The sequence below is a fragment of the Pseudomonas amygdali genome (assembly GCF_002699855.1).
Taxonomy (GTDB): domain Bacteria; phylum Pseudomonadota; class Gammaproteobacteria; order Pseudomonadales; family Pseudomonadaceae; genus Aquipseudomonas; species Aquipseudomonas amygdali.
The window spans coordinates 18,190-44,639 of the sequence record NZ_LKBW01000260.1 but is presented as its reverse complement, the minus strand read 5'-3'; the positions used below and the strand labels follow the sequence as shown (position 1 = coordinate 44,639).

Genomic DNA, 26,450 nt, shown 5'->3' with positions numbered 1-26,450 from the left:
CCGAGCTGGTAAAACAAGGGCCTGCCTGACGGCAGGCCCTAACCAGCCCGAACACAAAAAAACTGATACTCCCGCGTTCGACCAATCCACTGTCCTCTCAGCTTACTCTTGCAAGTCCAACCATCGCCTCTGCTCTATGCTCTAAGTGGAGCTCAGCGCCTCGTTCGTACCCTGTGAGGGCTTGCTTTGGCCCTTTGGCTAAAAATACGTAACACCGCTCATACGCCTCCGGCGTTAGATCCAATCAGGTCAATACGTTGGTTTCGTGCATTTCCTGCCACTGCTCTGACGCGGCACCATTTGAACTACCGATAGGCTTACAGCTGTCATAGGCTACACCTGTAGCGCGTGTCGGCGTGTCAAAATGTAGCCCGCTCGCCGATCTGCATCAGCACGAAGGCCAGCGTTTACCATTTGAGATATCGAGCAGAATTTGACTTCTATCCCACTGGCCCTTGACCTAAGCCACCTACTGCACTCCACAGCCTGCCTTCCTGTTAAACTGCCGCGCATTCCTGACAATCCGTATCTGCGCCGTGAGACCAGTGGTTTTACCTTCGCGTTTACGTGCTGTGATCGTACCCATCTCAAATTGCAACATTTCCAGCGTCGATTGCTACATTGTGACGACCGCTTGCTGAAAATGAATCAACCCGGGTAGAAGCGGCTGCATAAAAGATCAATTCACATGACAACTGAAAACCACGAAACCCCTACAACCATTAGCCAATCAGCCACCACACTGTCCCGCCGCTTCTCCATCGCCCCGATGATGGACTGGACCGACCACCATTGCCGCTACTTCATGCGCAAGCTCTCAAAGCATGCCTTGCTCTACACCGAAATGGTCACCACCGGTGCCTTGCTGCACGGCGACCGCGAGCGGTTCTTGCGTCATGACGAGACCGAGCACCCGCTGGCGTTGCAGTTGGGCGGTAGCACGGCGGCGGACCTGGCTGCCTGTTCCCGGCTGGCTGAAGAGGCGGGCTACGACGAGGTCAATCTGAACGTCGGTTGCCCGAGTGATCGGGTGCAGAACAACATGATCGGCGCGTGCCTGATGGCGCATCCTGAGTTGGTGGCGGATTGCGTGAAGGCGATGCGCGATGCGGTTGGTATTCCGGTTACGGTCAAGCACCGGATAGGTATCAATGGCCGCGACAGCTACGCCGAGTTGTGTGATTTCGTTGGCAAGGTTCAGGAGGCGGGTTGCGGGAGTTTTACGGTTCACGCCCGTATCGCGATTCTCGAAGGACTGTCTCCCAAGGAAAACCGCGATATTCCGCCGCTGCGTTATGACGTGGTCGCGCAACTGAAGTCTGACTTTCCTGACCTGGAGATTGTACTCAACGGTGGCATCAAGACGCTGGAGCAGTGCAGCGAACATTTGCAGACCTTCGACGGCGTCATGCTGGGCCGTGAGGCTTATCACAACCCGTATCTGTTGGCGCATGTTGATCAGCAGTTGTTCGACAGCACTGCGCCGGTTATCAGTCGTTACGATGCGTTGGAGTCGATGCGGCCGTACATTGCGGCGCATATTGCCAGCGGTGGCAACATGCACCATGTCACTCGGCACATGCTCGGGCTTGGTTTGGGTTTCCCCGGCGCACGGCTTTTCCGTCAGTTGCTGTCGGTTGATATACACAAGGCCGAAAATCCCATGCTGTTGCTGGATCAGGCAGCGGCGTTCCTTGAGGGGCATTGAGTTAATCGGACGAGCTGAACGGGTGTATTTGGCGGACTGATCTATGCTCAGGTCTACCGCCCACCAGATCTACCCCCACCAGGTCACTTCCCACCATGTTGAATCGACGAAACTTTCTCGAGTTTTCTTCGATATCTGCTCTGTTGTTCGTATCAGGTATCCCTTCTTCCTCACAGGCTGACGAGCCGCTGAAAATGGGCGATAGCGAGCCCTTTTCGTTTGATCTTTTAGTGCAGCGCGCAAAAGAGGCCGCCTCACAGCCGTACATTGTGCCGTCAACTCTTTCGGCGGAGGTACTGGCGAAACTGGACTACGACGCTCACGGCAAGATTCGCTTCAAGCCGGAGTACGCATTGTTCGCGGAGGGACCGGGCCAGTTTCCTATCACTTTTTTTCACCCGGGGAAGTTTTTCCCCAAGCTGGTGCGGCTCTATGTCGTCGATAAGGGTGCTGCCAAGGAAATTCTCTACGATCAGGCGTATTTCGACATGCCCGAAGACAGCCCTGCGCGTCAGTTGACTCAGGGTGTTGGCTTTGCCGGGTTTCGCTTTCAGGAAAGTCGAACAGGCGATCAGCAAAAACTGGATTGGCGTAATAACGATTGGACGGCTTTTCTCGGCGCTGCGTACTTTCGTGCCATTGGCGAGCTGTATCAATATGGACTTTCCGCACGTGGTATCGCGCTGGATGTCGCCCAGCCCGAGCGTGCGGAAGAATTTCCCGACTTCACTCACTTCTGGTTTGAATCGCCGGACAGCAATACATCCGACTCAGTCGTTGTCTATGCACTGCTTTACGGGCCGAGCATCTGTGGGGCGTATCGCTTTGCCATACAGCGGGGCAAAGGGGTGGTCATGGAGGTCGAGGCCGCACTGTTCATGCGCGGCGAAGTGCAAAGGTTCGGCATCGCGCCGATCAGCTCAATGTACTGGTTCAGTGAACAGACCAAGAAAACAGCTGCTGACTGGCGGCCCGAGGTGCATGACTCCGACGGACTGGCGATCTGGACCGGTGCAGGCGAGCGAATATGGCGACCGTTGAACAACCCGCCGAGAACCATGGCATCTGCCTTCAGCGACAATAACCCGCGAGGTTTCGGTCTGCTGCAGCGGGATCGCGAATTCAGCCATTACCTGGATGGCGTGCATTATGAACGGCGGCCGAGCCTGTGGGTCGAGCCCTTGGGCGATTGGGGGAAAGGCGCCGTACAGTTGGTTGAAATTCCTACAGACGATGAGATCCACGACAATATCGTCGCCATGTGGGTACCTGAAAAACCGGCAGGCCCTGGAACAGATTACCGGCTGCGTTATCGTCTGCACTGGCTGGCGGACGAGCCATGCCCCGGTGAGTTGGCTCATTGCGTAGCGACTCGTTTCGGTAATGGTGGCCGGCCAGGACAGACGCGGCCGCAAGGCGTGCGAAAATTTGTCATCGAATTGTCTGGCGACCTCACCAAATCGCTTGAGGTGCATATCCTCAATGTGCAGGCCAGCCCCATTGATTACAGCCTTTATCTGGCCCCCGACATGATTGATGGTGTGAAGGCCGGGCTGACCAATGAAGGCAAGCGGGTGCTCGATGATGCGATTGCGCTGCTGACCGCAGCGGGCGTGCCGTTCCAGGCCCATGTCGAGCTGGGCAACGTCGCCGAGCAGGTAGAAGCCGAGGTTCAGCGATTGGGGTGTGATGCTGTGGTCATGGGCACCCGCGGGCTAGGCAACTTTGGCGGCCTGCTACTGGGCTCGGTAGCCACGCGGGTGATCCATGAAGTGTCAGTGCCGGTGACGCTCATCAAGTAAAGACGCCTCACTGCTGCGCCAGCGTCCGTGGCTGGCGCAACAGCTCGATGTTTTCCGGCGGCACCAGCTTGCGCAGCGATTTATACAGCGCGCGGGTTTCCAGCAGGTTCCAGATACGCAGCATGGTTTCCAGCGCATCCAGCGGCTTGCTGATGAAATCCCGTGCGCCCAGCGCCAGTGCGCGTAGTCGGGTATCGCGTGTCGCGTCGGCGGTCAGCACCATGATCGGCAGATAGTCATTGGCCGGAATGCGCCGGTTGAGCTGTTCCAGAACCGCAAAACCATCGAATTCGGGCATGTGTAGATCAAGCACCACCAGGTCCGGCTCAAAGCTGTTGAACAGGTCCAGCGTGCGCAACGGCTCGGTGCTGCTCAGCACATTGGTCAAGCCCTCGCGGGCAAGCAGTTGCTCCATCAGATCAAGGTTGGGCCGCTGGTCGTCAATGATCAGAATGCGAAAATCTCCGGTCATGTTGGCTCCGGTAAATACTGGTCCAGGAGGGCAAGAAACACCGGCACCTGAATGGGTTTGGTCAGAATGGCCGTTGCACCGGCCTGTTTCAGTTCGCAACTGGCTTTATCACTGGTGTCAGCTGTAATCATCAGGACGGGGGTATTGGCCGTAGCCGGCAAGCGCCGCAGACGATGCAGCACCTCAAGGCCTTTGATGTCCGGCAGGTTCAGGTCCAGCAGAATCAGCTGAGGAGCATGCTGGCGGGCCAGATCCAGCCCCAGCTGCCCCTGCATGCTCGACAGCAGCTGGATACCGGGCCTGCGCTGCATCAGCGTCTCGATCAAGGCCATGCTCGAAAGGTTGTCTTCGATGCACAGCAGCTTGCCGTGATAAGCAGGGCGAGCAGGCAGGCGGGCGACAGGGGCGGCGTCAGCAGGCATGCCAGTCTGTGGCAGGGGAGCTGTGGGGGCGTGCACCAGAACAAGTGGCAGCTCGAGTATGAAGCGGCAGCCTTCAGCCGGTGTGTTCTGCACTGACAGGGTACCGTGCATCATTTCCAGCATGCTTTTGCTCAGCGCCAGCCCCAGCCCGGTGCCCTCGACGCTCGGGTTGGCATCCAGTCGTTCGAACGGTTTGAACAACTGCCCGATACGCTCTGGCGCAATTCCGTAGCCTGTATCGATTACGCTCACGGTAACGCGCTCGTCCGACTGCTCGACTTCAATCCGCACCTGACCTTTGGGACGGTTGTATTTGATGGCGTTGGACAGCAGGTTGAGCAACACCTGAATCAAGCGCTGGCGGTCCGCGACCACGCCAAGCTTGTCAGGCAATTGCGGCAACGCCTTCAATTCGATGTTGGCATCAGCCGCCATCGGCGAGACCAGCACCAGCGCTTCTTCAAGTACGCTCGACAGTGATACCGGTTCCAGGCTCAGGGACACATGCCCGGCTTCGATTCTGGCGATGTCGAGCACTTCATTGATCAGTTTCAGCAGGTGCTGGCCGGCTCTCAGGATATGGCCGATTTGCGGTCGCTGGCTTGCAGGCGAGTCCATGTCCAGCAACTGGGCAAAGCCCAGAATCGAGTTCAGGGGCGTGCGCAACTCGTGGCTCATGCGCGAGAGAAACTCGCTTTTCGCCCGGCTGGCCCGCTCGGCTTCCTCGCGGGCCGTACCCAGGGCTATTTCGGCGACACGACGATCACTGATGTCACGGGTGATCTTGGAAAAGCCGCGCAGTTCATCATTGCCATCGTATTGGGCGGTAATCACCACGCTGGCCCAAAAACGGCTGCCGTCCTTGCGTCTGCGCCAGCTTTCTTCTGTGTAGCGGCCGTTGACCGTTGCTTCACGCAATGCCATGTCAGGGTGTTGCGGACATTCCTCCGGCAGGTAGAAAACAGAGAAGTGCTTACCGATGATCTCTTGCTCTGTGTAGCCCTTGATGCGCTCGGCACCTGCGTTCCAGGTGGTGACATAGCCGTTGCGGTCCAACGCAAATATGCCGTAGTCCTTCACGCCTTCGATGATCAGCCGCAAACGTTCTTCATTGTCGCGCAGCGCGCGTTCGCGTTCGGCGAGCAATTGACCGGCTTCGACCAGTCGGGTGCCGAGCTGGCCTATTTCGTCCTTTTCCGGGGGTTGGGGCAGCAACGGGTGCCCGAGCGCCAGCCGCTGAGCATTGCGTTGCACCTGATGCACCCTGGCCACGATGCCTTTGGACAGCATCAGCACGGCAAGAATGGCTCCGAATATTCCGCAGGCGGCTGCCAGCAGGGTCGAGAGCAGCAGGCGTTCGCGGGTGGCGGCCGCGGCTTCGGTACGCTCGGCGAGCAAGGCGTCTTCGCGCTCGCGCATGATGCCGATCCGTTCGCGCAACTGGTCGAGCACGTACTTGTTTTCGACCAGAATGCGGGCAACGGTTTGTTGATCTTCCATGCTCATCGAGCGCAGCTTTTCCAGGCCGTCGACCTTGGTGTCGATCAGCGGCTCGATGGCTTTGAGGTGTTCGCGCATCTGCTCATCGCGCACATTGTCGTTGAGTCGCGCCAATGCCGCCCCGATCAGCGGCTGTGCATTGATGTAGCCGGGCAGGAAGTCTTCCTGATGAGTCAGCAGGTAGCCACGCACACTGGCCGCACCTTCTGCGATCTGGGTATGCAGTGTCTGGATGTCGCCTTGCACCAGCAGCACCCGACGTACATCTTCCTCTGCCTGAGCGGTCTGGCGTTCAGCGATATAGATGAGCACCAGCGAGAACATGAGAATCGCCAGCGGCAAAGAAATGGCCACCAGCGCCTTGCCGCGTAACGGAAGGTCTTCCCAGCGACTGCTTCCGGCTGTCGTCATCGCCACTCGCTCGTCGACTGGCTCACCAGGCCCAGCGCCACGCCACGCACGGCGGCCTGAGTACGGTCCGAGGCACCCAGTTTGCCGATGACCTTTTCCACGTGTGCCTTGGCGGTGCCGGTAGTAATACCGAGTTTTTCGCCGATTTCACGATTGCTGAAGCCGCCCGCCACCAGTCCCAGTACCTGACGTTCGCGAGGTGTGAGGGATTCCGGCAGGGCTGCGCCACTGGTGTTGCGCTCGGTCATGCGCCGCAGCAGGCGCGCACTGACGGTGCTGTTCAAGGCTTCTTCGCCACGGGCCACACGTTGCAAGCCGGCAATTACTTCGTCGCGACTGGCGTCCTTGAGCAGATAGCCCACCGCCCCCGCGCTGATCGCGGCTTCCAGATGATCAGTGCTGTCGTCCATGGTGAAAATCACCACTTTCAGGTCCGGCATGCGCTGCTGGAGAATTCGCGCAGCGCCCAGTCCGTTGAGCACTGGCATGCGAATGTCGAGAATTGCGATGTCCGGTTGCAGTTCCTGGCACAGGTCGATGGCTTGCTGGCCGTCTGCGGCCTGGCCGACCACTTCGAATTCCGGATGCCCCGCCAGCAGCGAGACGAACCCGGTGCGGGTCACTTCATGATCGTCCGCCAAAACCAGTCGCACAGTGTCAGTCATGTTGTTGCCTTGTCTGCGGTAAAAGGGACGATGGCGCGCAGCCGGGTGCCGCGCTCAAGGCGGCTGAAGCAGGTCAGGCGACCGCCCAGAAGGCTGGCGCGTTCCTGCATGGCCACCAGGCCCAGCTTTTGAACGCTACTGCCGTTACGCGGCTTTTCGGTGATGAAGCCCCGGCCGTTGTCTTCCAGGCTTAGTGAAACATTGTCGTTACTCAGTTCCAGCGCCAATTCTACGCGGCTGGCACCGGCGTGTTTGAAGACATTGTTGATGCCTTCCTGAGCGATGCGGAATAACGCAATTTCCAGGTGGCTGGGCAAGCGTGCCTGGGAACGCGACGTCCACTGCACGGCAATGCCCGCTTCACGCAGCCGGTCGGCTTCCTTGTCGACTGCCTGCAACAGCCCGAAATCATCCAGCACGCTGGGTCGCAGACCGCTGATCAACTGCCGACCTTCACCGACGCAGTGCTGCGCCAGCTTGAGAATGGCTTGCAGGTCGGCATCCAGCGGCTCAGGCAGTTCCGGACAGCGACCGGCAAAACCCTGCAGTCGCTGGTGCAGACCGGCGAGTGTCTGGGCCAGCCCGTCGTGCAGGTCGTAGGCCATGCGTTTGCGTTCGTCTTCCTGAGCGGTGAACAACTGGCGGACCAGTTCGGACATGGTGCGCTCTCTGACGACCAGTGCTTCAAGCAGTCGATTGTTTTCCAGATGTGCCGCCAGCAACGTTGCCAGCAGTTGCAGGGACTCGATGTCCTCATTGTCCGGGGCATTGATGCCTACGCTGTTGGCCAGCATCAAGGTGCCGAAACAGCCTTCGTCGGCACCACGCAACGGCAATAACAGCACACAAGGCAAGTCGGGACCGCTGCGCTCCAGCCATTGCGGGCCGATGGCCAGCGGGTCGGCAACTGTTTCAATGGTACTCAGGCGGTCGGCATTGCCATGGCTGGCGGTGGTCTGCACATTGTTGTCGGTGCCCCATTCCAGCAGCAGGCCATGGTCCATGGCGACGAATGCGCAGGCGCGCTGCAGCACTCTCTGGCGCATGGCCTCGGGAGGTAATTGGGTCAGCTCCTGACCGGTATCCACTAACAGACGCAGGCGAGCAGCGCGGCTTTGCGACTGGCGATACTGATTGCGGATTGCCAGCGCGCTTGCCGGGTCATGGGGGGGGCTTTGCATGGGGAGCTCCAGCGAGGGTGGATGCCCGCGCGGGCATAACGGAAGTGACGCTATTAGAACTTTATCAGGAGATAAAGCCTATCTGCCGATTGGCATACACAGTTAACCCCGGTTGGCCGATGGCGCGCAGTGGCGGGGAGGGCAAAGTGGCACTCACTGAATCCCTGAACAGATACCCCGTAGGAGAGTAGCGATGAAAACTAAATTGACCGCCCTGGCCCTGTTGCTGGCTGTGAGTGCACCGATGGTTCAGGCTGCTGCCGAGCCGTCCGGCTACACCTACCGCATGGTGGCCGAGACGCCAAGCAATGTGAATGACAAGGAAATCGCCGGTCTGTTTGACCGTTGGAACAAGGCCCTGCAGACCGGTAACTCGAAGACAGTCGCCTCGTTGTATGCGCAGGACGCAGTCTTGCAGCCTACGGTCTCCAACAAGGTGCGTGCTACTCCGGCAGAGATCACCGACTACTTCGATCACTTCCTGGCGCTTAAACCGGTTGGCGAGATCAACTACCGTGAGATTCGTCGTCTGGGGCCTGATGCCGCTGCGGACAACGGTGTCTACACCTTCACTCTGACGGCTGCAGGCGGCAAGAAAACCAAGGTACAGGCGCGTTATTCGTTCCTTTACCACCGCATCGGCAACGAGTGGAAGATTCTCAACCACCACTCTTCGGCCATGCCGGAAGTACAGCCTGAATATCAGGTCAGCCGCTGATCGACTGTCTATTCAAGGCAGAAACAAAAAATCCGGAGCCAGTGCTCCGGATTTTTTTGTCTTTCTGAATTATCACGCTTCAGCGTTGGCACCGTTGACCTTGCGGCAATGAACAAGCGCATCGCGGATCATGAAGTTGACCAGCGTCGGCGACACACCCAGTTCCTTGGCGATGTCCTTTTGTGGCACGTCGTGCAGACGGTACATCTCGAACGCGTAGCGGGTGCGGGGCGGCAGTTCGGTCAGGGCATCGGCAATTTTCTCCAGGCTGGAGAAGTTGATGTGCGAGGTTTCCGGCGATGCACCCTGAATGACCACATTCAGCCCCTCGGCCTCGGGGCCGGTGTATTTCTGTTCCAGCGCCTGTTTGCGGTAATGATCGATGGCCAGATTGCGCACGATCTGAAACAGGTAACTGAGCTGGGCCTTGAAAGTCAGCGTGGCTTGAGGTGCCGAGCGCAGTCTGAAAAAGGCGTCCTGCACTACGTCCTCGGCCCGGGACCGGCAACCCACGATGCGCGCCGCGATTTTGACCAGCAGCAAGTAGTTGTCGACGAATGCCTGGAGTAATGGTGAGTCGCACTTACTTGTGATTACGTGTTCCGTCATGGAATTCACCTTGCTGCTTGAACAATTGAGGGGGAGGGCCGCAGGAGGGGCAGCGCCGTCACATGGGGCAACAAATTAGCCTTAATGATAATTATTGTCAAATGCGAAAGCCAATCAGCGCACTTTAACAGTGCGGCCTCTTCAGGCGCGCTCTCGCGACGCGCATCTCCACTAATTATTTGCAGACGCCATCCGTTCTCATTGGTGACAGGCCCGACCACGGTTGCGGCCAGGGAATACCTCAGGAGAACCCCATGCGCTTCGATCACGCGCAACGCCGCTTTCACATCCGCGCCAACAGACGGACGGTTCAGATATGAGTACGTCCGTGAGCCTGACGCTGTTCTGCCTGCCTTTTTCCGGCGCCAGCGCGATGTTCTACAGCCCCTGGCGGCGCAAATTGCCGGAGTGGCTGAACGTACGGCCTCTGGAGCTTCCCGGCCGCGGTATGCGTATGGACGAGGCGTTGCAGACCGATATCGTGCAAATGGCCAACCGTCTGGCCGACGAAATCAGCGCCGAGCTGGACAAGCCCTATGCGTTGTTTGGCCACAGTCTGGGCGGGCTGCTGGCCTTTGAGCTGGCGCACGCCTTGCGCGAGCGCGGTCTGCCCGCACCGCTGGCGCTGTTCGCATCAGCGACTGCCGGTCCGGTGCGCCGCGATGTCAGCGAATACGTCGCCGCCAAGACCGATGCGCAACTGATCGACCGGCTGCGCACGCTCAAGGGCACCAGCGAAAACGTCATCGCCAATCAGGAGCTCATGCAGTTGATGCTGCCGATCCTGCGCGCCGATTTTCTGCTCTGCGGCAGCTTTGTGTATGGCGTGCGCGAGCCACTCAGCGTGCCGATCCATGTATTTGGCGGCAAGCAGGACAGCATCAGCGTCGAGGAACTGCTCGACTGGCAGGAAGAGACCCGCACCGGATTCTCTTTGGACATGTTCGAGGGCCATCACTTTTATCTGGTCGACGAGCAAACACAGCTGCTCCGTCTGCTGCGGCGCTATTGCGAACAGCACCTGGCCCGCTGGCGCAACAGCACCTCACGGCAAATGAACCGGGCCGCCGGTTGACCCTGTTTGCCTTGCGCGCGGCCTCTCTGCAGGGCGCGTGTCTTTTTTTGAAATTCAGATCTTATCTGGCACGCCGAATCTAGCAGGAACTCCATCATGGATGCGTTTGAACTCCCCGACACTCTGGCCCAGGCTCTTCAGCGTCGCGCCTTGCACACGCCGGATCGGCTGGCGCTGCGTTTCCTCACCGACGAGAAAGACCAGGGGCTGGTGTTGACCTACCGTGACCTGGACCTGCGCGCGCGGACCATCGCTGCTGCGCTGCAACGTCAAGCCGTGCCGGGTGATCGGGCAATTCTGCTGTTTCACAGTGGGCCGGACTATGTCGCTGCGTTTTTCGGCTGCCTGTACGCCGGGGTCATTGCGGTGCCTGCTTACCCGCCGGAATCCAATCGTCGTCATCATCAGGAACGGCTGCTGTCGATCATCGCCGATGCCGAGCCACGGCTGGTACTGACCGGTTCCGACCTGCAGCCCGCCTTGCTGCAGATGGATGAGCTGGCTGCTGCCGATGCCCCGCAACTGCTCTGCGTCGATACGCTGAACAGTGCGTCTGCCGACAATTGGCAGGGGCCACAATTGCAGGCCGACGACATCGCGTTCCTGCAATACACCTCGGGCTCGACCGCCTTGCCCAAGGGCGTGCAGGTCAGCCATGGCAACCTGGTTGCCAACGAACTGTTGATTCGTCATGGCTTTGGCATCGACGTCAATCCGGACGACGTGATCGTCAGCTGGCTGCCGCTGTACCACGACATGGGCCTGATCGGCGGCTTGTTGCAGCCGATTTTCAGCGGCGTTCCGTGCATCCTGATGGCCCCGGCTTACTTCCTCACGCGGCCATTGCGCTGGCTGGAAGCTATCAGCGAATACGGCGGCACCATCAGCGGCGGGCCCGACTTTGCCTACCAGCTGTGCAGCGCGCGGGTCAGTGATTCGGCGCTGGAGCGGCTCGACCTGAGTCGCTGGCGCGTGGCGTATTCCGGCTCCGAGCCTATCCGCGAAGACAGCCTGAATGCGTTTGCCGATAAGTTCGCCAGTTGCGGCTTCACGCCGGACAGCTTCATGGCCTCCTACGGGCTGGCCGAAGCCACGCTGTACGTGGCGGGTGGCAAGCGCGGCAAGGGGATTCCTTCGCTGCGTTTGAATGCGCAGGCGCTGGCGCGCAATGTGGCAGAGTTGGGCGACGGTCAGCCGGTCATGAGTTGCGGCACCGGCCAGCCGGGGCATGGCGTATTGATTGCCGACCCCGCCACCCTGCAAGTGCTGGACGAAAACCGTATTGGCGAAGTGTGGGCCAGCGGGCCGAGCATCGCCCACGGTTACTGGCGCAACCCTGAAGCCACCGCCAAGGCGTTCGTCAAGCATGACGGCCAGACCTGGCTGCGCACCGGCGATCTGGGCTTTCAGCGGCATGGCGAGTTGTACATCACCGGTCGTTTGAAAGACATGCTGATCGTCCGTGGCCACAACCTGTACCCGCAGGACATCGAGAAAGTCGTCGAGCGCGAGGTCGATGTAGTACGCAAAGGCCGTATTGCGGCCTTCGCAGTCAATCAGGACGGTAGCGAAGGCATTGGGATCGCTGCCGAAGTGAGCCGCAGCGTGCAGAAAATGCTGTCCGCCGAGGCGCTGATAAAGATCATTCGCCAGGCCGTTGCCGAGGCGTTTCAAGAAGCGCCGAGCGTTGTGGTGTTGCTCAATCCGGGCGCTCTGCCCAAAACCTCCAGCGGCAAGTTGCAGCGCTCGGCCTGCCGCACGCGTCTGGCCGATGGCAGCCTGGACAGCTACGCGGTGTTTCCCGCGAACGATACGACGCTTCAAAACCGGACCCTGAGCACAGGATCGGACCTGCAAGCGCAGATCGCCAGCGTCTGGTGCGAGCATTTGCAATGTGAGCAGGTCAGCGCCGACGATCATTTCTTCCTGCTGGGCGGCAACTCCATCGTCGCCACCCAGGTAGTGGCCCGTTTGCGTGAAACACTGGGCATTGACCTTAACCTGCGCCTGCTGTTTGAAGCGCCGACGCTGGCCGCCTTTGCGGCGCAGATCGAAGCGCTTCAAATCGCCGCATCGCAAGGCGACAGCCAGACGCAGAACGCTATCGTCCGCCTGCCGGGCAACGAGCATCTGCCACAATCGCTGGCACAGAACCGCCTGTGGTTCCTTTGGCAACTTGGCCCGCAAAGCAGCGCCTACAACATTCCCGGTGGTCTGTACCTGCGTGGCGAACTGGACACCACGGCGTTGCGTACCAGCTTCCAGCGCCTGATCGAGCGCCATGAATCGCTGCGTACGCGCTTCTACGAGCATGACGGTGTCGCCCAGCAGCGCATCGACGCGCCCGGTGAGTTCCATTTCGACACTCTGGATATCAGCGACCTGCCGAGCGACGAACGCCAGACGCGTGCGCTGGCGATCCGTGAAGAGCAGGCGCGTCTGCCATTCGATCTGCAAAACGGCCCGTTGCTGCGCGTTACGCTGCTGCGACTGGACGAGGAAGAGCATCAGTTGCTGGTCACGCTGCACCACATCATTGCCGATGGCTGGTCGCTGAATGTGCTGATCGACGAATTCTCGCGGCTCTATGCGTCGGCTGTTCAGGGGCAGCCACTGGAACTGGCACCTCTGCCACTGCGTTACGCCGACTATGGCCAATGGCAGCGCGAATGGCTGGCAAACGGCGAGGCCGAGCGCCAGCTCGACTACTGGAAGCAGCAACTGGGCAATGAGCAGCCAACCCTTGAATTGAGCACTGATCGTCCGCGCTCGGCACATCAGCAGCACAGCGCTTCGCGTTACAGCCTGCGCCTGAGTGCCGAGCTGAGCGCCGCCGTACGCAACACCGCGCAAGCCTGGCAATCGACGTCGTTCATGCTCTTGCTGGCGGGCTTCCAGGCCTTGTTGCATCGCTACAGCGGGCAGACCGACATTCGCATCGGCGTGCCCGGTGCCAACCGTCCTCGTCATGAAACCCAGGGCCTGACCGGCCACGCCCAGCGGTACAGAGTCATCAGGGCGAACTGTACCGTTTCGACCTGAATCCCGAGCTGGCCTCTAAAGTCCGTGCGTTCAATGCGCGCAATGGCTTGACCCTGTTCATGACCATGACCGCCACACTGGCGGTGCTGCTCTACCGTTACAGCGGCCAGAATGACCTGCGCATCGGTGCTCCGGTGGCCAACCGCATCCGTCCGGAAAGCGAAGGGCTGATCGGCGCGTTTCTCAACACCCAGGTGCTGCGCGTGCAGCTTGACGGGCAAATGAGCGTTGCGCAGCTGTTTGAACAGGTTCGTCACACCGTCATTGAAGGCCAGTCGCATCAGGACCTGCCGTTCGATCATCTGGTCGAAGCCCTGCAACCGCCACGCAGCGCGGCCTACAACCCGCTGTTCCAGGTGATGTGCAACGTGCAGCGCTGGGAATTCCAGCAAAGTCGCGAGCTGGCGGGCATGACCGTTGACTATCTGGTCAACGATGCGCGTGCCACTAAATTCGACCTCAACCTGGAGGTCACTGAGCTGGATCACCGCTTGGGTTGCTGCCTGACCTACAGCACCGATCTGTTCGACGAGCCGCGCATCGCGCAAATGGCCGGGCACTGGCTGAACCTGCTACAAGCACTGCTCGCCGACCCGCAACAGCGCCTGAGTGAACTGCCGCTGCTGCAGGACGACGAGCGTCAGCAGTTGCTCGACAGCCTGGGCGTCGAAGCCGGCGAACAACGACTTGATCAGTGCATTCACAGCCTGTTCGCCGAGCAGGCCCGGCTGCGCGCAGATGCGCCTGCGTTGACCTTTGCCGGGGAAACCCTGAGCTACGCCGAGCTGGACGCCCGCGCCAACCAACTGGCCGGAATGCTGCGCCAGCGCGGCGTCGGCCCGCAGGTTCGCGTCGGCCTGGCGCTGCCGCGTTCGCTGGATATGGTTGTCGGCCTGCTGGCGATCCTCAAGGCCGGTGGTGCCTACGTGCCACTGGACCCGGAATATCCGTTGGAACGCCTGCACTACATGATCGAAGACAGCGGCGTCGGCCTGCTGTTGAGCGACCGTGCGCTGTTTGCCGCGCTGGGCGAGCTGCCTGCCGGTGTGGCCCGCTGGTGCCTGGAAGACGATCAGCCGCTGCTGGCGTCTTTCTCAACCGATGAACTGCCGTTTATCAGCCTGCCGCAGCATCAGGCGTACCTGATTTACACCTCCGGCTCTACCGGCAAGCCCAAGGGGGTGGTGGTGTCCCACGGTGAAGTCGCCATGCATTGTCAGGCGGTGATTCGTCGCTTCGACATGCAGCCCGATGACTGCGAACTGCATTTCTATTCGATCAATTTCGATGCCGCCACTGAGCGTCTGCTGGTGCCGCTGCTCAGTGGTGCGCGCGTGGTATTGCGCGCCCAAGGCCAGTGGGACGCCGAAGAAATCTGCACGCTGATTCGCCAGCAGCAGGTCAATATTCTCGGCTTCACCCCCAGCTATGGCAGCCAGTTGGCGCAGTGGCTGGCCACTCATGGCCAGACCTTGCCGGTGCGCATGTGCATCACCGGCGGTGAAGCGCTGACCGGTGAACACTTGCAGCGTATTCGCGCAGTCTTCCAGCCGGAACTGTTGTTCAACGCCTATGGCCCGACCGAAACCGTGGTCATGCCGTTGGCCAGCCTGGCCCCGCAGCAATTGGAAGAGGGCGAAGCCAGCGTACCGATCGGTCGTGTGGTCGGGGCGCGGGTTGCCTATATTCTCGACGCCGATCTGGCCCTGGTGCCACAGGGCGCGAGCGGCGAACTGTATATCGGCGGTGCCGGTCTGGCGCAGGGCTACCATCAGCGTCCCGGCATGAGCGCCGAGCGCTTCGTGGCCGACCCGTTTGCCAGCAACGGCGGGCGTCTGTATCGCACCGGTGACCTGGTGCGCCAGCGCGCCGACGGGCTGGTGGAGTACCTGGGGCGTATCGACCATCAGGTGAAGATCCGCGGCTTCCGTATCGAACTGGGGGAAATCGAAACCCGTTTGCTGGAACACGAGGCCATCCGCGAAACCGTGGTGCTGGCGCTGGACACGCCGTCGGGCAAGCAACTGGCGGGTTATCTGGTCAGTGATGTGGCCGGGCAGGGCGACGAGCAGCAGGCGCAATTGCGTGAATCGCTCAAGTCGCACCTCAAGGCGCAATTGCCGGATTACATGGTGCCAACCCACCTGATTCTGCTCGACAGCATGCCGCTGACCGCCAACGGCAAGCTCGATCGACGCGCATTGCCTGCACCGGACCCGGAACTCAATCGTCAGCATTACGTAGCCCCGGCCAGTGAACTGGAGCAACAGCTGGCAGCGATCTGGTGTGCGGTGCTGAACGTGGAGAAAGTCGGCCTCAACGACAACTTCTTCGAACTGGGCGGCGATTCGATCCTGTCGATTCAGGTGGTCAGCCGGGCGCGTCAGGTGGGTATTCATTTCAGCCCGCGTGATCTGTTCCAGCACCAGAGCGTGCAGACCCTGGCCGCCGTGGCGACCGCCAGCGAACTGATTCAGGCTGAACAGGGCCTACTGCAAGGCGCATCCGCGCTGACGCCGATCCAGCACTGGTTCTTCGACACGCCGATTCCCGAGCGTCAGCACTGGAACCAGTCGCTGGTGCTGGAGCCGCTCACTGCACTCGACCCGCGTCTGCTGGAGCAGGCATTGCGTGCACTGCTCGAACAGCATGACGCCCTGCGCCTGAGCTTCACCGGGCAAAACGGCAAATGGCAGGCTGAACACCGTGCAGTGACGGCAGAAACCCTGTTGATACAGGCGCAGGTCGCCGACATGGCCGAATGTGCCGCGCTGTACGCCGACACCCAGCGCAGCCTCGACCTGCAAAACGGCCCGCTGTTGCGCGCCTTGCTGGTCGATGGTCCGCAGGGTCAGCAACGTCTGCTGATGGTCATTCACCACCTGGTGGTCGATGGCGTTTCGTGGCGGGTGCTGCTCGACGATTTGCAAACTGCCTATCGACAGTTGAGCGAAGCAACGCCAGTGCGCTTTGCCGCCAAGACCAGTGCGTTCCGTGATTGGGCCGCACGTTTGCAGGCCTACGCGGGTAACGAATCGTTACGTGAAGAGCTGCACGTATGGCAGCGTCAGCTTGGCGGTCCTGTGGCGCAGTTGCCGTGCCACAACCCGCAGGGCGGCCAGCAGAATCGTCATGCGCAAACCGTCAGCGTGCGGCTGGATGCTGAACGTACCCGACAACTGCTGCAACAGGCACCCAGCGCATACCGCACTCAGGTCAACGACCTGTTGCTGACGGCGTTGGCGCAAGTGGTCTGCCGCTGGAGCGGGCAACCATCGACGCTGGTCCAGCTGGAAGGGCACGGCCGCGAAACCCTGTTTGACGACATCGACCTGACCCGCACGGTCGGCTGGTTCACCAGCGCTTATCCGCTGCGCCTCACGCCAGCAGTGGCTGGCGATGCAGCGCCGGGGGAGTCGATCAAGGCGATCAAGGAGCAGCTGCGTCAGGTGCCGCACAAAGGCCTGGGCTATGGCGTGCTGCGCTATCTGGCCGACAGTGCCAGCAAAGCCGCCATGCAGGCGCTGCCGGTGGCACCGATCACCTTCAACTACCTCGGTCAGTTCGACCAGAGCTTCGCCAGCGATGCGTTGTTCCGTCCGCTGGAAGAGTCAGCGGGCGCGGCCCACGATCCGCATGCGCCGCTGCCCAACGAGCTGAGCATCGACAGCCAGGTGTATGGCGGCGAACTGCTGCTGCGCTGGACTTTCAGTGCCGAGCGTTATCAACCCGCCGCCATCGAAGCGCTGGCGCAGGATTACCTGGCCCGGTTGCAGGCGCTGATTGCCCATTGCCTGAGCGATGGCAGCGGTGGCCTGACGCCTTCGGACTTCCCGCTGGCCGATCTGGATCAGGCGCAACTCGACGCACTGCCGGTCGCTGCGACGCACATCGAGGACGTCTACCCGCTGACACCAATGCAGGAGGGCATGCTGCTGCACACCCTGCTGGAACCGGGCACCGGCCTGTATTACATGCAGGACCGCTATCGCATCAACAGCGCGCTCGACCCGGAGCGTTTCGCCCAGGCCTGGCAGGCGGTGATCGCCCGTCATGAAGCGCTGCGTGCGTCGTTCTGCTGGGACATTGGCGAAACCATGCTGCAGGTCATCCACAAGCCGGGTAGCACGCCGATTGATTATCTGGACTGGCGTGATGTGCCGCAGGACCAGCAGGAGCCGCGTTTGCAGGCCTTGCTCAAGTCCGAGCGCGAGGCCGGTTTCAATCTGCTCGATCAGCCGCCGTTCCACCTGCGCCTGATTCGCGTCGATGAAGCGCGCTACTGGTTCATGATGAGCAACCACCACATCCTCATCGATGCCTGGTGTCGTTCGCTGCTGATGAATGACTTCTTCGATATCTACACTGCGCTGGGCGAAGGTCGTGAAGCACAACTGACGCCTGCACCGCGTTATCGCGACTACATCGGCTGGCTGCAACGCCGTGGCCTGACGCAGGCGCGTGACTGGTGGCAAGACAACCTGCGCGGCTTCGAACGACCGACGCCGATCCCCAGCGACCGGCCGTTCCTGCGTGAACATGCGGGCGACAGCGGCGGCATGGTCGTGGGCGATTGCTACACCCGCCTCGATGAGCGCGACGGCGCACGACTGCGCGAGCTGGCGCAGCAGCATCAACTGACCGTCAACACCTTCGCCCAGGCAGCGTGGGCATTGACCCTGCGGCGTATGAGCGGTGATCGCGACGTGGTGTTCGGCGTCACGGTGGCCGGTCGTCCGGTGGAACTGCCGCAAATGCAGCGCACCGTTGGGCTGTTCATCAACACCATCGCGCTGCGCGTCGGCATGCCCGGCGACGATCAGCGTTGCAGCGTGCGCCAGTGGCTGAGTCAGTTGCTGGACAGCAACATGCAACTGCGCGAGTACGAATACCTGCCGCTGGTGACCATTCAGGAAAACAGCGAACTACCCAAAGGCCAGCCGCTGTTCGACAGCCTGTTCGTGTTCGAGAACGCACCGGTGGAAGTCTCGGTGCTCGACCGTGCGCAAAGCCTCAACGCCACGTCGGATTCCGGTCGCACCCACACCAACTATCCGCTGACGGCCGTCTGCTATCCGGGCGATGATCTGGGCCTGCATCTGTCTTACGACCAGCGTTATTTCGATGAGTCCACCGTGCAGAACATGCTCGGCGAGTTCAAGCGTCTGCTGCTGGCGCTGATCGAGGGCTTCCACGGCGACATGAGCGAACTGGCACTGGTCAGCGAGCAGGAACGCACGTTCCTGATCGAGGGCTGCAACCAGAGCGAGCACGCGTACCCGCTGGATAAAAGCTATGTCGAACTGTTCGAAGCACAGGTCGTGGAGCATCCCGAGCGCATTGCGGTCAGTTGCCTGGATCGCCAGCTCAGTTATGCCGAGCTGAATATTGCCAGCAACCGTCTGGGCCATGCCCTGATCGAGGCCGGTGTCAGTTTCGATCAGCCGGTTGCCTTGCTCGCCGAGCGTGGCGTTGAACTGCCGGGCATGATCATCGGCAGCTTCAAGGCCGGTGGCGGTTACCTGCCGCTGGACCCGGCGCTGCCCGATTCGCGACTGAGCGGCATCATCGGCCAGAGCGGCACGCCGCTGCTGGTGTGCAGCGCGCAATGTCTGGAACAGGGCAGGGCGCTACTTGAAGCGCTGCCCGAGCCCACTCGTCCGCAGTTGCTGGTCTGGGAAATTGTGCAGCAGAGCGAATCAGCGCAGCACAACCCCGGCCGCTACAGCGCACCGGAAAACCTCGCTTACGTGATTTTCACCTCCGGCTCCACCGGGCTGCCGAAGGGCGTGATGGTCGAGCAGCGCGGCATGCTCAACAACCAGTTGAGCAAGGTGCCATACCTGAACCTGAGCGAAAGAGATGTCATCGCCCAGACCGCTTCGCAAAGTTTCGACATCTCGGTCTGGCAGTTCCTCGCTGCGCCGCTGTTTGGCGCGCGGGTGGACATTGTGCCGAACGACATCGCCCGCGACCCGCAGGCCTTGTTGGCGCATGTGCAGGCCCAGCGCATCAGCGTGCTGGAAAGCGTGCCGTCGCTGATAACCGGCCTGCTCGCCGAGCAGCAGGCAACGCTCGACAGCCTGCGCTGGATGCTGCCTACCGGCGAAGCCATGCCGCCCGAGCTGGCCAGCCAGTGGCTGCAACGCTACCCGCAGATTGGGCTGGTAAATGCCTATGGCCCGGCTAAGTGTTCCGACGACGTGGCGTTCTTCCGCGTTGATGCAGCGTCCACACGCAGCGCTTATCTGCCGATCGGTTCGCCGACCGACAACAACCGCCTGTACCTGCTCGACGAAGCGCTGGACCTCGTGCCGCTGGGCGCAGTGGGTGAGCTGTGCGTGGCCGGGGCCGGGGTCGGCCGTGGTTATGTCGCTGATCCCTCGCGCAGCGTGCCGGTGTTCGTGCCGCATCCGTTCGGTGCACCGGGCGAGCGTCTATACCGCACCGGTGACCTGGCGCGGCGGCGCAAGGACGGCGTGCTGGAATACGTCGGCCGGGTCGACCATCAGGTGAAGATTCGCGGTTATCGCATCGAGCTGGGCGAAATCGAAACCCGCTTGCTGGAGCATTCGGCGATCCGCGAGACGGTGTTGCTGGACGTCGACGGTCCGCTGGGCAAAGTGCTGGCGGCCTATCTGGTGCCAAGCGCTGCCACGCAGGATCCCGATGCGCTACGAGACGAGCTGAAAAACCACCTCAAAGCCAGCCTGCCGGACTACATGGTGCCTGCGCATCTGGTGATTCTGGAGGCCATGCCACTGACGCCGAACGGCAAGCTTGACCGCAAGGCCTTGCCTGCGCCGGACGTCAGTCAGGCGCAGCAGGAATACCTCGCGCCGCAGACCGAGATGGAGCAGCAACTGGCGACCATCTGGGCCGATGTGCTCAAGGTCGAGCGGGTGGGCATTACCGACAACTTCTTCGAGTTGGGAGGGCACTCGCTGCTCGCTACCCAGGTCGTTACCCGTGCGCAGAAGCTGTTGCAGCGCAACGTGCCATTGCGGGCGATGTTCGAATTCAACACCGTTCAGGCGTTGGCCGAGCATCTGCAAAGCCTTGGCGGAGCGCAGGTTGACGAGCAGAAATTCGACCGTCTGGCGGACTTGATGGCGGAACTGGAAGGGCTCTGATCGGCCTCTCGTCGGCGCGCTGGCGTTGCGGATAAAAAACTCGTTACCGGGTGTAAATCCGCAGCTCGCTGGCGCGTTTTCAAGGGAAGGAATAAACGCCTGAACCCGCATGGCCAACCGTCATGCATCAGGTCATTCAACCAGCGTATTGAGGGTTGCACAGATGTCAGTTGCTACCAGGCTTATCGATGATCAGTTGACACGGGTTGCCCCGGCAGCGGCTGAAACGCTCTATCAATTCGAAGAGTCGCCATTGCTGGCCCGGCAAAATCGCCAGGAATCCAATGCGCGCAGTTACCCGCGGCGCATCCCGCTGGCGCTCAAGCGAGCCAAGGGCATTCACGTCGAGGACGTCGAAGGGCGGCGCTTCATCGATTGCCTGGCAGGTGCGGGCACGCTGGCATTGGGGCATAACCATCCTGTGATCATCGAAGCGATTCAGCAGGTGATCAGCGATGAGTTGCCGCTGCACACCCTGGACCTGACCACGCCAGTCAAAGACCAGTTCGTTCAGGACCTTTTCGGTCTGTTGCCCCCAGCGCTGGCCGATGACGCGAAGATTCAGTTCTGTGGCCCGACCGGCACCGATGCGGTGGAAGCCGCGTTGAAACTGGTACGCACTGCCACGGGACGCAGTACGGTACTGTCGTTTCAGGGCGGTTATCACGGCATGAGCCAGGGCGCGTTGAGCCTGATGGGCAGCCTGGGGCCGAAAAAGCCGCTCGGCGCGTTGCTCGGTACAGGCGTGCAGTTTCTGCCGTACCCCTATGATTACCGCTGCCCGTTCGGGCTTGGCGGCGAACAGGGCGTGCGTGCCAACCTGCATTATCTGGAGAACCTGCTCAACGACCCGGAAGCCGGTGTGCAGTTGCCTGCAGCAGTCATTCTTGAAGTGGTGCAGGGCGAAGGCGGAGTCATTCCTGCTGACCTTGACTGGTTGCGCGGCGTACGGCGTATTACTGAAAAAGCCGGTGTGGCGCTGATTGTCGATGAAATCCAGAGCGGTTTTGCCCGCACCGGCAAGATGTTCGCCTTCGAACACGCCAGGATCATCCCGGACGTCGTGGTCATGTCCAAAGCGATCGGCGGCAGCCTGCCGCTGGCGATGGTGGTTTATCGGTCATGGCTCGACACCTGGCTGCCGGGCGCCCACGCCGGAACTTTCCGTGGCAACCAGATGGCGATGGCTACCGGTTCGGCGGTAATGCGCTATCTTCAGGAACACAATATTTGCGAGCATGCGACGGCGATGGGCGCGCGTCTGTCCAGGCACTTGCATGCCTTGCAGCGTGACTTCCCGCAACTGGGCGATATTCGCGGGCGCGGGCTGATGCTGGGTGTGGAGCTGGTCGATCCGGCCGGTGTGCGCGATGCGCAGGGTCATCCGCCGGTATTTGCTCGTCTGGCCCCGCTGGTCCAGCGCGAATGCCTCAAGCGCGGGCTGATTCTGGAACTGGGTGGTCGACACGGCAGCGTGGTGCGCTTTCTGCCACCGCTGGTGATCACCGCCGAGCAGGTCGACGAAGTGGCCGAAATCTTTGGCCGCGCACTCAACGCCGCTGTCGCACAGCTTTAATTTTTCGACGTAGCGATACGTTCAATCCCTATAGCTGCTATGAATTGGCACAGCAGCACTGAACCAACACGGAGAGCAGCAATGACTTCAGTATTCGATCGGGAAGACATCGTCTTTCAAGTTGTGGTCAACCACGAAGAACAGTATTCGATCTGGCCCGACTACAAAGCCATCCCCACCGGCTGGCGCACCGTTGGCAAAAGCGGCTTCAAGAAAGAGTGCCTGGCCTACATCGAAGAAGTCTGGACCGACATGCGCCCCCTGAGCCTGCGCCAGAAAATGGAAGCGCAGACGGCCTGATTGAGTGTTATACACAAGTCTTGTGGGAGCGGGCTTGCTCGCGAAGAGGCCGGTACAGCCTTGACTGCCGTGCGACGCTGCGCAACTGGCTATCGTGCGACGCTCCGCGTCGTCATGCCGTTCTGGACGCTCCGCGTCCTCTTTGCGAAGCAGAGCGTCGCAACCTGCATTCCCACGCTGGAGCGTGCGGAACGATAATCTCAACTATCGTGCCGATGCTCCGCGCGGCTATCGTGCGACGCAGAGCGTCGCGACCTGCATTCCCCACGCTGGAGCGTGAGCAACGATAAGCTCACCCCTTGCCAGCCAGCACCTCGATAACCCCCTGAATATCCCCTTGCAACTCCGCCAGCGGATCAGCGCCATCAATCCCCAGCACCAGCAACGTGCTGCCTGCCGCTTCAATTGCAGACTTCACCGCTTCTGGCGGCTGACGATGATCAAGCACCAGCGCCACGTCGTTATCCTTGAGGGTCGTGCTCAGTTTGCTCAATGCCTCGGGCGTCCACTGTTCGTCGGTCAGCACCTGAGTGTCGATCCGCTCCAGATTCAGCCCGCTGATCAGGTAGCCGAAGCGGTCTGACAAACTCACCACACTTAAATTGTCGGCACCGGCCAGTGCCGCTTCGCTGCTGGCACTCAGCTTGAGCAGTTGCTGCTTGAGCGCCGCCAGATTGGACTCGATCTTCGGCTTTGCGCTCGGCGCCAGGCGCACAAGGTCCGCCGCCAGCACATCGGCCATGCGCCCCATGTTGTTGCTCGCCAGCCACGGCTGACTGTTCAGCCCGTCAGTGCCCTGACCCGACTGCACAGCAATCCCCGGCAAACCACCGTCCACCGGCCGCGCCGCATCAATCTCGACGATGCGAATATTGCTGCGGCGCGCATTAGGGTAAAGCGGGTCATCGGCCCAGATCGAACGCAAGCCGATTACCGCGTCGGCATTGCTCGCCAGCCCGCGCAATGCATCGGCCCCACGCCCGTTGAAATACGCCGTCTGACGCGAGCCGGGCAGGTTGGCCGCGGCAGCGCGTTCCAGCATGACACCGCTGTCCTTGAGCAGAATTTCCCCCAGCCCGTAGGTAATCGGCAGGCTGGCCAGCACCCGTACCGGTTGAGCGCTGTCGGCTTTGGCGTCGGCGGCATACAGGCTGTTGCTGAACAGGCCGGTCATGGCCAGCGCCAGGGTCAATGTACGTAAAGTAGGCATTTATCCAATATTCCCTTTCAGGGCGGGCAGCGTGCCGCGGGCGATGGCGGCCAGGGCAAAGGCAACGCCAGCCACCAGAATGATCGCCGCGCCGGACGGCACAGGCAGGTCGAAGACGATAGGCCGCAGAATGCCGCACAGGGTGCTGACGGTTGCGATGGCCACTGAAATCCAGAAAAAGCCTTTCAGCGACTGGCTCAACAGGCGTGCCGCCGCCGCTGGAATCACCAGCAACGCACCGACCAGAATCGCGCCGATGACTTTCACGGCGGCAACGGTGATCAGTGTGACCAGAATCACGAACAGGTAATCCAGCGCCTTCACTGCCACGCCGCGTACCGCAGCCAGTTGCGGATTGAAGCTGGCCAGCATGATGCGGTTGTACAACGGCAGGCTCAGGCCCATGACCAGCGAACCAACGATCAGCAACACCAGCAGGTCATTACCGTTGACAGTCAGTACCGAGCCGAACAGCACGTTTTCCAGAATGTGCACGTTGATTTTGCCGGCCAGCACCAGCAGCAGGCTTGCGCCGAGCGCCAGGGACACCGAGAGGAACACGCCAATCAGTGTGTCCGGTGCCAGTCCGGTGCGGTTGCGCAGGTAGTTGAGGACGATACCGAACAGCAGGCAATAGCCGAACAGCGCGCCATAAGGCCCGGTGTACGGCTCGCCGAGCAGAATGCCGATGGCCACGCCGGTCAGTGCCGCATGGCCCACCGCTTCGGAGAAGAACGCAAAGCGCTTGACCACTACCAGCGTGCCCAGACCGCCCAGCACCGGGCCGATCAACAGGCCCGCAAGCAGGGCGTTGACCACAAAGCCATAGGCCAGCGCTTCGGGCAGATAGCCGGATGAGGCGAGGCCCTGAATGAACAGACGAAACGTTTCGTAATCCATCACGCGGCGCTCCCGTTAACAGCATCGGCAGTGCGCGGATGAGCAGAAAACAACGTCAGCAGGCGTTCCGGTGTCAGTGCTGTGGCGGCAGGCTCGTCGAACAATACGCGGCGATTGAGCCCGGTCACCTGATCCGCCAGACGCCGCACCGCATCCAGATCGTGCTCGATCCACAGCACGGTGATACCGCTTCGGCGCCAGTCACCGCAGGCGCTCGAAAACTTGAATCCCTGCCTCATCCAGAGCCGACATCGGCTCATCCAGCACCAGCAATTGCGGCGCAGGAATCAGCCCCTGCGCCAGCAGCACACGCTGCCGCTCACCACCGGACAACGCGCCCATCCGCCGCTTGCGCTTGTCCTGCATGCCGACCCGTTCCAGCGCATCGCCGATTGCTGCCGCGTAGTGTTTCGACAAGCCCATAAACGCCGGTCGTCGTTGGCACATGGCAGCCATGAAATCGTCGACGGTCATCGGCAGGCCGCGGTCGAACTCCAGTGCCTGCGGCACATAGCCAATCAGGCCCGGCGCGGCAGACCATTGCAGGCTCAATTGGCCTTGATGCGGTGTCTGCCCGAGCAGGGTCTTGATCAGCGAGCTTTTGCCGCCGCCGTTCGGCCCGACCAGCGCGTGTACGCTGCCAGCGCGCACGTTGAAATGCACGCGGTCGAGAATCGTTGTGCGGCCCAGGGTCAGGCTCACCTGGTTGAACTCGATGCCTGGCCCCTGGCTGACGATGTCGAGGTTCTGCGCGACAGTCATGTGCCCGACTCCTGAATGGCCCGCACCACGGTGTCGAGGTTGCCGGCCATTTCCTTCTCGTACTTGTCGGCGGTGTATTCGCCATAGGAAATGTGTGACAGCGGGTACAGCTTGACCCCGGATTCACGCTGGATGGTGTCGACGTAAGTGGACGGGAAATCCATCTCCGAGAAGATCACCTTCACATCCAGTTCGCGCAGTTGGTCGATGGTCTTTTTCAACTGGCTCGGGCTGGGCTCGATGCCATGTGCCGGTTCCACCACTGCTGTCACTTCCAGGCCGAATTCACGCAGCAGGTAGTCGTAGGCGGCGTGTACCGTGGCCACGCGCAGGTCGGCGTTGGGGGCCTTGGTCAGTTTGGCGAGGGCGTCGGCGCGCATCTGCCGCAGTCGCTTGCCATAGGCGCGGGCGTTGGCGGTGTAGGTTTTGGCGTTGTCCGGGTCCAGCTTGCCCAGCTCGCGGGCGATGTTGTTGACCTGGGCGATGGACGCGCTGATCGACAGAAAGGTGTGCGGGTTGACCACCTTGCCTGCGCCGCGTGCTGCAACTCCGGTGGCAGCCAGCAACGGTACGTCGGCGTTGGCTTCGATGGTCTTGATGTTCGGCGTTTCGCTCGCCGCGATCATGCGGTCGGCGAAATCGTCGTGGCCGACGCCATTGAGCACGATCACGTCCAGCGAACCGATGCGCTTGATGTCCTCGGCGCGCGGTTCGTAGGCATGCGGGTTGAAACCGGCCGGGATCAGCGGCACGACGTCGGCCTTGTCACCGACAATATTGCTCACGTAGCTGTAATACGGGTGCAGGGTGATGCCGATGCGCAGGCGCTTGGCCGGGTCGGCGGCGTAGCTGGACGGTGCCAGCAGGGCGGCAAACAACCCTGCCAACAGGACGCGCAGCAAGGGACGGCGTTTGAATGAAATAGGCATGGGCAAGCGGTCTTCTTTCAAAGGAATGCGAAGTT

The 26,450-nt window shown here is 61.0% G+C and carries 14 protein-coding genes and 4 pseudogenes; 9 read left to right on the top strand and 9 right to left on the bottom strand.

Translation table 11 applies throughout. The features are described from left to right. The first annotated feature begins 688 nt into the window (after nucleotides 1-688). On the top strand, nucleotides 689-1,708 hold the full coding sequence (dusA, locus tag AO277_RS16060) for a tRNA dihydrouridine(20/20a) synthase DusA (protein ID WP_044318521.1): 1,020 nt from the start codon (nucleotides 689-691) through the stop codon (nucleotides 1,706-1,708). Nucleotides 1,709-1,902: 194 nt separating this feature from the next. After that, nucleotides 1,903-3,510: a glucan biosynthesis protein gene (locus AO277_RS16055; protein WP_080899228.1), complete on the top strand. Its 1,608-nt coding sequence runs from the start codon at nucleotides 1,903-1,905 to the stop codon at nucleotides 3,508-3,510. A 7-nt stretch (nucleotides 3,511-3,517) separates the two neighbouring features. Here the strand turns inward: AO277_RS16055 and AO277_RS16050 are convergent, their stop codons facing one another. The 4 genes from AO277_RS16050 to AO277_RS16035 are packed head-to-tail and all read right to left on the bottom strand — an operon-like array spanning nucleotide 3,518 to nucleotide 8,161. Then, nucleotides 3,518-3,982: a response regulator gene (locus AO277_RS16050; protein WP_002552910.1), complete on the bottom strand. Its 465-nt coding sequence runs from the start codon at nucleotides 3,980-3,982 to the stop codon at nucleotides 3,518-3,520. Then, nucleotides 3,979-6,315, bottom strand: coding sequence for an ATP-binding protein (locus AO277_RS16045; protein ID WP_044318520.1), 2,337 nt, complete (start codon nucleotides 6,313-6,315; stop codon nucleotides 3,979-3,981). The genes AO277_RS16050 and AO277_RS16045 overlap by 4 nt, the downstream gene beginning before the upstream one ends. After that, nucleotides 6,312-6,980 carry a response regulator gene (locus AO277_RS16040; RefSeq protein ID WP_002552911.1) on the bottom strand — a complete coding sequence of 223 codons (669 nt, stop codon included), beginning with the start codon at nucleotides 6,978-6,980 and terminating at the stop codon, nucleotides 6,312-6,314. The genes AO277_RS16045 and AO277_RS16040 overlap by 4 nt, the downstream gene beginning before the upstream one ends. Beyond that, nucleotides 6,977-8,161, bottom strand: coding sequence for a sensor histidine kinase (locus AO277_RS16035; protein ID WP_044318519.1), 1,185 nt, complete (start codon nucleotides 8,159-8,161; stop codon nucleotides 6,977-6,979). The genes AO277_RS16040 and AO277_RS16035 overlap by 4 nt, the downstream gene beginning before the upstream one ends. A gap of 193 nt (nucleotides 8,162-8,354) precedes the next feature. On the opposite strand from AO277_RS16035, the gene AO277_RS16030 reads away from it, so the two are divergent. Next, nucleotides 8,355-8,879, top strand: coding sequence for an SgcJ/EcaC family oxidoreductase (locus AO277_RS16030; protein ID WP_044318518.1), 525 nt, complete (start codon nucleotides 8,355-8,357; stop codon nucleotides 8,877-8,879). Nucleotides 8,880-8,951: 72 nt separating this feature from the next. On the opposite strand, the gene AO277_RS16025 is transcribed toward AO277_RS16030, so the two are convergent. Beyond that, nucleotides 8,952-9,488 carry an RNA polymerase factor sigma-70 gene (locus AO277_RS16025; protein WP_044318517.1) on the bottom strand — a complete coding sequence of 179 codons (537 nt, stop codon included), beginning with the start codon at nucleotides 9,486-9,488 and terminating at the stop codon, nucleotides 8,952-8,954. Nucleotides 9,489-9,804: 316 nt separating this feature from the next. Here AO277_RS16025 and AO277_RS16020 point away from each other — a divergent pair, with 316 nt between their 5' ends. From AO277_RS16020 to AO277_RS16005, 6 genes and pseudogenes are all read left to right on the top strand, one after another. Then, entirely contained in the window at nucleotides 9,805-10,563 is a 759-nt protein-coding gene (locus AO277_RS16020) for a thioesterase II family protein (RefSeq protein ID WP_002552914.1), read from the top strand. Between the two features lie 96 nt (nucleotides 10,564-10,659). Beyond that, nucleotides 10,660-12,600, top strand: a pseudogene (locus AO277_RS29900) (AMP-binding protein); the annotation flags it as partial. Next, nucleotides 12,574-13,539: pseudogene (locus AO277_RS29895) on the top strand (condensation domain-containing protein); the annotation flags it as partial. The pseudogenes AO277_RS29900 and AO277_RS29895, both read left to right, overlap by 27 nt. 8 nt (nucleotides 13,540-13,547) lie before the next feature. Next, nucleotides 13,548-20,738, top strand: a pseudogene (locus tag AO277_RS16015) (non-ribosomal peptide synthase/polyketide synthase); the annotation flags it as partial. A 163-nt stretch (nucleotides 20,739-20,901) separates the two neighbouring features. Beyond that, the gene (locus tag AO277_RS16010) at nucleotides 20,902-22,314 is read left to right on the top strand and encodes an aspartate aminotransferase family protein (RefSeq protein ID WP_044318523.1); all 1,413 of its coding nucleotides are present in this window, start codon (nucleotides 20,902-20,904) and stop codon (nucleotides 22,312-22,314) included. Nucleotides 22,315-22,395: 81 nt separating this feature from the next. Beyond that, nucleotides 22,396-22,614, top strand: a complete 219-nt coding sequence (locus tag AO277_RS16005; protein ID WP_002552917.1) for an MbtH family protein — start codon at nucleotides 22,396-22,398, stop codon at nucleotides 22,612-22,614. A gap of 292 nt (nucleotides 22,615-22,906) precedes the next feature. Here the strand turns inward: AO277_RS16005 and AO277_RS16000 are convergent, their stop codons facing one another. The 4 genes and pseudogenes from AO277_RS16000 to AO277_RS15985 form a co-directional block, all read right to left on the bottom strand. Further along, nucleotides 22,907-23,824 carry a metal ABC transporter substrate-binding protein gene (locus tag AO277_RS16000; protein WP_044318516.1) on the bottom strand — a complete coding sequence of 306 codons (918 nt, stop codon included), beginning with the start codon at nucleotides 23,822-23,824 and terminating at the stop codon, nucleotides 22,907-22,909. Then, on the bottom strand, nucleotides 23,825-24,724 hold the full coding sequence (locus tag AO277_RS15995; protein ID WP_044318515.1) for a metal ABC transporter permease: 900 nt from the start codon (nucleotides 24,722-24,724) through the stop codon (nucleotides 23,825-23,827). It lies immediately after the preceding gene. Next, a pseudogene (locus tag AO277_RS15990) lies at nucleotides 24,724-25,486 on the bottom strand (metal ABC transporter ATP-binding protein). The gene AO277_RS15995 and the pseudogene AO277_RS15990 overlap by 1 nt, the downstream one beginning before the upstream one ends. Next, a complete protein-coding gene (locus tag AO277_RS15985) occupies nucleotides 25,483-26,415 on the bottom strand; it encodes a metal ABC transporter substrate-binding protein (protein ID WP_004660181.1) in 933 nt (310 codons plus the stop codon). Before AO277_RS15985 ends, AO277_RS15990 begins: the two are co-directional and overlap by 4 nt. Between the last annotated feature and the right edge of the window lie 35 nt (nucleotides 26,416-26,450).

Coding starts and splice junctions, on each gene's coding strand:
- AO277_RS16010 (WP_044318523.1), top strand. CDS start 20,902: ATGTCAGTTGCTACCAGGCTTATCGATGATCAGTTGACACGGGTTGCC.
- AO277_RS16055 (WP_080899228.1), top strand. CDS start 1,903: ATGGGCGATAGCGAGCCCTTTTCGTTTGATCTTTTAGTGCAGCGCGCA.
- AO277_RS16045 (WP_044318520.1), bottom strand. CDS start 6,315: ATGACGACAGCCGGAAGCAGTCGCTGGGAAGACCTTCCGTTACGCGGC.
- AO277_RS16040 (WP_002552911.1), bottom strand. CDS start 6,980: ATGACTGACACTGTGCGACTGGTTTTGGCGGACGATCATGAAGTGACC.
- AO277_RS16025 (WP_044318517.1), bottom strand. CDS start 9,488: ATGACGGAACACGTAATCACAAGTAAGTGCGACTCACCATTACTCCAG.
- AO277_RS16005 (WP_002552917.1), top strand. CDS start 22,396: ATGACTTCAGTATTCGATCGGGAAGACATCGTCTTTCAAGTTGTGGTC.
- AO277_RS16020 (WP_002552914.1), top strand. CDS start 9,805: ATGAGTACGTCCGTGAGCCTGACGCTGTTCTGCCTGCCTTTTTCCGGC.
- AO277_RS15995 (WP_044318515.1), bottom strand. CDS start 24,724: ATGGATTACGAAACGTTTCGTCTGTTCATTCAGGGCCTCGCCTCATCC.
- AO277_RS15985 (WP_004660181.1), bottom strand. CDS start 26,415: ATGCCTATTTCATTCAAACGCCGTCCCTTGCTGCGCGTCCTGTTGGCA.
- AO277_RS16050 (WP_002552910.1), bottom strand. CDS start 3,982: ATGACCGGAGATTTTCGCATTCTGATCATTGACGACCAGCGGCCCAAC.
- AO277_RS16030 (WP_044318518.1), top strand. CDS start 8,355: ATGAAAACTAAATTGACCGCCCTGGCCCTGTTGCTGGCTGTGAGTGCA.
- dusA (WP_044318521.1), top strand. CDS start 689: ATGACAACTGAAAACCACGAAACCCCTACAACCATTAGCCAATCAGCC.
- AO277_RS16000 (WP_044318516.1), bottom strand. CDS start 23,824: ATGCCTACTTTACGTACATTGACCCTGGCGCTGGCCATGACCGGCCTG.
- AO277_RS16035 (WP_044318519.1), bottom strand. CDS start 8,161: ATGCAAAGCCCCCCCCATGACCCGGCAAGCGCGCTGGCAATCCGCAAT.